General features: G+C 42.8%; 4 protein-coding genes and 1 tRNA gene. 3 read left to right on the top strand and 2 right to left on the bottom strand.

Annotated features, from left to right (window positions below):
• Positions 1–233, bottom strand: a 233-nt coding sequence (locus tag Q0C19_RS09750; RefSeq protein ID WP_295055512.1) for an integrase arm-type DNA-binding domain-containing protein, incomplete at its 3' end; no start/stop codon positions are given.
• A gap of 216 nt (positions 234–449) precedes the next feature.
• Positions 450–533, bottom strand: a tRNA-Leu gene (locus Q0C19_RS09745).
• 147 nt (positions 534–680) lie between these two features.
• Here Q0C19_RS09745 and flgL point away from each other — a divergent pair.
• The 3 genes from flgL to Q0C19_RS09730 all read left to right on the top strand — a co-directional run.
• A complete protein-coding gene (gene flgL / locus Q0C19_RS09740) occupies positions 681–2789 on the top strand; it encodes a flagellar hook-associated protein FlgL (protein WP_295055510.1) in 2109 nt (702 codons plus the stop codon).
• Positions 2790–2884: 95 nt separating this feature from the next.
• On the top strand, positions 2885–5116 hold the full coding sequence (locus tag Q0C19_RS09735; protein WP_295055509.1) for a DNA translocase FtsK: 2232 nt from the start codon (positions 2885–2887) through the stop codon (positions 5114–5116).
• A 225-nt stretch (positions 5117–5341) separates the two neighbouring features.
• On the top strand, positions 5342–7443 hold a 2102-nt coding region (locus Q0C19_RS09730; RefSeq protein ID WP_295055507.1), incomplete at its 3' end, for a bifunctional aconitate hydratase 2/2-methylisocitrate dehydratase.

Genomic DNA, 7443 nt, shown 5'->3' with positions numbered 1-7443 from the left:
TCACGAATCGAGCGTGCTTTAGCAAGGGTAACCGCTGGATAGCTTCCAAGAGTAGTCTTTTTAGCTTTGCCGTGAATGGTGTAGCGAATTTCCCAAATTTTCCTTCCGTCAAGTTTGACAAGCAACTGCAAACCGTTGCCATCTGATATCGTATAATCCTTATTTTCTTCAAACTTAGGTTTTAATTTTTTAATCTCTGTGTCTGTTAGTGGTGTCACTTTCTTATTTGCCATCATGTACCCCTGCTAAATGTACTTAATTTGAAACATATTAAACAGTAGATTAGCACAATGTACTTTGATTGTAAAGTACATTAAAAAGTACATTAGCTTCTTGGATACAGATGGATTGGCTCGGATTGATTCGGACAAGAAAAATAGACAAAGCGGCTTAACAAGGGGTTTTAAAAGGATTTTTTGTATGATTTTGGACTGATTTGGATAAGGGGATGGTACCAGTGGGCGGACTCGAACCGCCACGACTCGCGCCACCGGATTTTGAATCCGGCGTGTCTACCATTTCACCACACTGGCATGTCTTGTGAAGAGGTGGAATTATAGGCAGACTTTACTTAAAAATATGTAAAAGTGATTTTACTAATCATTTTTTCTGTTTTACCGATATTAGGGTATGGAACTTTTATTGCTTAGTATACACAAGTTTGTGCAAAAGGATTTGACGTGAGAATAACATCAGGATCTTATTACAACAATATATACGGTGAAAATAATAAAATAAACTCACAATTATTCGATGTCAACAAACAAATTGCATCCGGTCAAAAAATTCAATATGCACATGAAGATCCGGGTACATTTATTGATACCGTCCGATTGGATGATGAACTGACGACGCTCGGGCAAGTCAAAAACAGTACTCAAAATGCCTATAAAATGTCGACGCAATCCGATACTACAATCGGTGATATTGTAAAAACGATCGAATCTATGAAAGTCAAACTGATAAATGCTGCCAGTGATTCCAATTCAGATACCAGTTTAGCTGCGATTGCTAAGGAATTACGAGGATTGCAAAATCATCTTCTGACATTGGCGAATAGCTCTATCGGAGGACAATATCTTTTTTCAGGCACCGCTACATCGGTAAAACCGATTGCGGCAGACGGTTCTTATCAAGGAAACAGCGGTGATCTCCAAGCCTTTTTGGGTTCAGGTGTCAAACAAAAATACAATATCAGTGGCTCACAACTTTTTTTAGGCGATGAAAGCAAAACAAATCGAACCATTAGCTCAAATGTCCCTCAGATGAGTTTAACCGATTTGTATCCTGATATTATGAAAGATACGACGATGCCTCGTACCTCTGCTAAAGAGACTTACATCAACGGCACCAGTACGATACGTGATCTTATGGGTGATACCGACACCGACCCTACTACCTCTTTTGCTCCCCATTTTTACATCCAAGGGACTAAAAGCGACGGAACTACGTTCAAAAAAGAGATCAATACCCTAACGATGTCTAGCAGCGTTGATGATTTGCTCAATTCCATAAAAAATGAATACGGTACCGATCAGGTCGACGTTTCAATCAATCCTAATGGACAAATAGAGATTATTGACAAATCTGCCGGTTCAAGCAAACTTGATTTTCATATGATCGGAGCTGTTGATTTTGACAACCTAAATGCGGGCGATGCAGCAGATATTTCGGATGCAGCCCTCTATGGAGCCACTGTAGGTGAAATTGATAATCTACAATCGGGAACAACCAATTTCGAGACAGCCGCACGCACAACCCCCGGTTTATTTATTAAAGAGTTTACCAAAAGCGGATTTACAACACCGACAGGTACCCCTAATGCCATCGAAGGGATCAATTACGATCGAACTAACTTTGTGAAAGACGGAGCAAAGCTTCTCTCCAATGTGGCACAAGTTCTAAAATCGGATAACACTACGGCTAATGCAACTACAAAACTGCTTGATGTAACCGGAAACGGCACTCTGATTGGAACGACACTCAACCTTCAAGGGAAAAATATTGACGGTTTCCCTTTTGACATACAAATTAACCTAGCGGCGGCATCTTCCGTTAGCGGTACCGTTAACGGTGTAGCGATCACCCCTTTTAACATCTATAATGCTGATGCAACGCGGACGACGGCCAATGCAAATGATGTCACCTATCAACAGCTTCTTGATGTTGTCAATATGACAATGAGCGGCTCACTTCCATCAGGTAATACGGCGCTTCAATATGATGCAGCAGTGACATCTGCGAATACACTCTCATCTACAACTCTCGACAGTGCCGGAAGAATGGTTTTCAACGATAAAATAAATGCGACGACTCCATCTTCATTGTCCCTCTATGATGCAAGTTCATTGAATTATGCAACAACTTCCGGTTCGGCACTGATGTTCAATGCGAACAGTGCATTGACGATCCGCGACCCGAAAACAGATCTTTTTACCCAAATTGAAGCAGCGATAAAATCGGTTGAAGAAGGCAAAACCCGCGCGAACGGTTCAGATGCTTTGGACCCGCGTAATCTGGGTATTCAAAACGCGATTCAAATGATGGATGATCTGGGAGATCATGTCACTCGCCTCCAAACAGAAGCGGGGTCGTATTCACAAACGCTGCAAGCTTCGTCAAATCGGACCGATCTTCTTATTGTCAGTACAAAAAGTCTTCAGACGGATGTTATTGGTACAGACGTCGCCGAAGCACAACTTAAATTGCAGCAACTTACCCTCAATTACCAAGCATTATTGTCCAACATCTCAAAAGTTTCCAAACTTTCACTCGTTAATTATTTATAGCACTGTGCAATAAAAGGGGTTTATATCCCCTTTTTTGCTATAATAAAACCACTTTTCATACTGAATTTCAAGGATTTCTCATTTTACGCGATACATTGTTTATTGCCGGTTTCGGTATTTTATTTTATTTAGGGATTGCTACGATTGTCGCAGATGCGACAATCATCGGAGCATATGGAGCATCCTTTGCCCAAAAGAATGTCCAAATCTTCGGGTATGTGGCATATACCTATCTTCTATTATTGATGGTTCCCCTCTTTTATTGGTACAAATACAACGGAGAGCTTCATCGGCGTTTGGAAATGGCCGGGATTTTCACTTTATTATTTTTTGCTCTCCTCTTTTTTCAGGCTATGGTTGTCGAGGGAATGTATCGAGGCTCGTTCATTGGTTCTATCGTTGATTTTCTATCTATTTATATTGGCGCGTTCGGACTATGGATACTCTGGCTTATGATGGTCACCGTATCGATTATTTTGGTGATGGAACAAAGTTTGTCGGAGCTGGCACAACCGATTAAAGACTATATGGATAAACCGCTGACATCCGCAAAGCCGATTCAAACGCAACATCATGATATCCCAAAAACCGAAATATTCCGTGAAGAGTATTCAAATCAAGAAAAAGAAAATGAGACTTTTTTACCCGTATATGAAAAAACAATTATTCCCCATACACACGAGCCTGTATCTCCTCTACACTCTGAATCGATAGAAGAGATCGTTTCTAAACCTGAACCAGTTGTTCTTGAAGAGGCTCCCATAGTCGTTGAAAACAGTATGAAAGAGTCAACCATACTAAGCATGGCAAAAAAAGTAAAAGAGTCTAAACAACAGACTCTGGTAGTCGATGAACTTGAAGAGAATAAAATGCTTTTGGCGCAGATCGATAAAGGGGTAAGCGAGAAGCCAAAAAACTTTAAACTGCCGTTGATCGAATTTTTTCAAATGCCTCCTAAAAAACAAACCCTGGTCGATGAAGCCGAACTTGACGATAAAATCCGTGATCTCATCGAAAAGCTCAAACATTTTAATATCGAAGGTGACGTGGTACGAACCTATGCCGGGCCGGTTGTTTCAACCTTTGAGTTTAAACCCGCCGCCAATATCAAAGTTTCTAAAATCTTAGGGCTTCAAGATGATCTTGCGATGGCGCTTAAAGCACAAACCATCCGTATACAAGCACCGATTCCTGGTAAAGATGTCGTCGGAATAGAGATACCGAATAAAGCAGTCGAAACGATCTACCTTCGTGAAATGTTGGAAAGCAAGCTCTTTCAGGAGGCGGCGTCCCCGCTCACTCTCATACTGGGCAAAGACATTGTAGGCAAACCCTTTATTACCGATCTTAAAAAGCTCCCGCATCTGTTGATAGCCGGAACCACAGGAAGCGGTAAGAGTGTCGGAATCAATTCCATGATTTTGAGTTTGCTCTATAAGAACTCCCCTGATCAACTCAGATTGCTCATGATCGACCCAAAAATGTTGGAATTCTCTATCTACAACGATATTCCGCACTTGCTCACTCCGGTCATTACCAAACCTAAAGAAGCAATTTCCGCTCTCAACAATATGGTCTATGAAATGGAACGCCGTTATCAGCTGATGAGCGAGACACGAACCAAAAATATTGAAAATTTTAATGAAAAAGCAAAAAAAGAGGGGCATGAACTTCTCCCTTACATCGTTGTAATTATCGATGAACTAGCCGATTTGATGATGACCAGCGGTAAAGATGTCGAATATTCGATTGCACGACTTGCCCAAATGGCGCGTGCCAGCGGTATCCACTTAATCGTTGCAACGCAGCGGCCAAGTGTAGATGTTGTCACAGGTCTGATCAAAGCCAACCTCCCCTCCCGTATCAGCTACAAAGTGGGACAAAAAATTGACAGTAAAATTATTCTCGACGGGATGGGTGCAGAATCACTGCTCGGACGGGGAGATATGCTCTTCACACCTCCGGGGATGAGCGGTCTTGTACGGCTTCATGCTCCATGGAGTACCGAAGTCGAAATCGAAAAAGTGGTCGATTTTCTCAAAGCCCAGCGTGAACCTGAATACGACCGTCGATTTTTACGAGATAAAGAAGATGCTACTAAATCCGACAGTGCAAGCGGAAGCGATGAAGAGTCTGACGAACTCTACGAAGAAGCTAAAAATATTATCCTTACTGAACAAAAGACCTCTATCAGTTATTTACAGCGCCGTCTTCAAATCGGATATAACCGATCGGCACGCCTCATCGAGCAACTCGAAAATAACGGCATACTCTCTTCTCCTAATGCAAAAGGCAATCGTGACATCATTGTCAACAACCCTTTTTAATTTCTCTCAAAGAGAAATTTCTCTTTTCATTCCATATTTGTAACTTTTTATCTCGTCTATTATTTTATCCATCTCGTAAAATAGATGCATAATACCAATATTGTTACTTTTATACCCATATATCTTTTCATATTTGATAAATAATGTGTATATTTGTAACATTGAAATGAAACTGATTTTTACTTCTGATATAATCATTCAAAATTAATATGCACAGGAGTCACTATGGCTTTTATGGACGAATACAAAGCACACGTAGCGGAACGCGCAGCGCAAGGAATCCCCCCATTCCCACTTACTAAAGAGCAAGTAACCGAATTGGTAACACTTCTTAGAAGTGAAAATTCTAAAAATGGTGAGCTGGTCACCATGTTAGCAGAACGCGTTAATCCGGGTGTTGATGACGGTGCATACGTTAAAGCGGCATTTTTGCACCAAGTTGTCCAAGGTGAAGTTCAAGCTTTTTTGGCGGATAATAGTGACATCAGCAGTGATGATCACAAAAAAGCGGCGATCAAAATTCTTGGTAAAATGGTCGGAGGATACAACGTTAAACCTCTAATCGATGCACTCAGTAACGATGCCATTGCAAACGAAGCGGCGCATGAGCTCAAACATACCCTTTTGGTATACGATGCGTTCAATGATATTGTTGAGCTTTCAAAGACCAATAAGTATGCAAAAGAAGTTTTACAATCATGGGCTGATGCTGAATGGTTTACTTCTAAAAAAACATTGGCTGAAAAATTCAGTGTCGTTGTTTTCAAATTCCCGGGTGAAACCAATACGGATGATCTCTCTCCGGCAAGCGCAGCCTTTACCCGTTCCGATATCCCTCTGCATGCAACAACCATGTTGAGCGCAAAAATGCCCGAAGGAATCGCCAAAATCGCTGAACTAAAAGAAAAAGGGATGCAAATCGCTTACGTCGGTGACGTTGTGGGAACCGGTTCTAGCCGTAAATCTGCTGCAAACTCGGTTCAATGGCACATGGGCGATGACATTCCGGGGATCCCGAACAAACGTACCGGTGGAGTTGTCATCGGCAGCATCATCGCTCCGATCTTCTTCGCAACGTGTGAAGACTCCGGCGCGCTCCCTATCGAAGCCGATGTATCTCAAATGGAAACAGGCGATGTCTTGGATATCGATACTAAAGCGGGAACCATCACTAAAAACGGTGCTGTAATCGCTCAATTTTCACTTCGTCCAAACACCATCGAAGACGAAGTACGTGCAGGCGGACGTATTCCGCTTATCATCGGTCGCGGATTGACAGCGAAAGCACGTGCGGCTCTTGGACTGGCACCTGCTACCATGTTCGCAACCCCTATTCAACCTGCTGATACCGGCAAAGGGTACACTCTTGCTCAAAAAATGGTAGGAAAGGCATGCGGTATGGAGGGTGTACGCCCAGGAATGTACTGTGAGCCTATCACAAGCACTGTTGGAAGCCAAGACACCACAGGACCGATGACGCGTGATGAGATCAAAGAGCTTTCGGCTCTCGGTTTCTCGGCAGATTTCGTTCTTCAGTCATTTTGTCATACAGCGGCATATCCGAAACCTTCTGATGTCAAATTGCATGCAACATTGCCGGCATTCATCAGCTCACGCAGCGGCGTTGCGCTTCGTCCGGCGGATGGTGTTATCCACTCGTGGTTGAACCGTATGGTTCTTCCCGATACCGTCGGAACTGGCGGTGACTCTCACACCCGTTTCCCAATCGGTGTAAGCTTTCCTGCAGGTTCAGGGCTTGTAGCATTCGCGGGTGTTACCGGTTCTATGCCTCTTGAGATGCCAGAATCAGTCCTTGTTCGCTTTAAAGGGCAAATGCAGCCGGGTATCACGCTTCGTGACCTTGTGAATGCAATCCCTTATTACGCAATCAAAGCAGGTCTTTTGACCGTTGAGAAAAAAGGGAAGAAAAATATCTTCAACGGACGTATTTTGGAAATTGAAGGTCTTCCGAATATGAAAGTAGAACAAGCATTTGAACTTTCCGATGCCTCGGCTGAGCGTTCAGCGGCAGCATGTACCGTCCGTTTGAACAAAGAACCGGTCATCGAGTACCTAAAATCAAACGTTACATTGATCGAAGCGATGATCAAAGACGGTTACGAAGATGCACGTACTCTTCAACGTCGTGCTGACAAAATGAAAGAGTGGTTGGCTGCTCCGTCATTGATGGAACCGGATACCGATGCGGAATACGCAGCGATCATCGAAATCGATCTTAACGATATTAAAGAGCCGATCTTGGCATGTCCGAACGATCCGGATAATGTTAAATTGCTCAGCGACGTTGCAGGAACTGAAATCAATGA

The sequence above is a fragment of the Sulfuricurvum sp. genome, assembly GCF_023250475.1.
Classification (GTDB): domain Bacteria; phylum Campylobacterota; class Campylobacteria; order Campylobacterales; family Sulfurimonadaceae; genus Sulfuricurvum.
The sequence above is the reverse complement of the archived record's forward strand: the minus strand, read 5'-3'. Positions and strand labels throughout refer to the sequence as shown.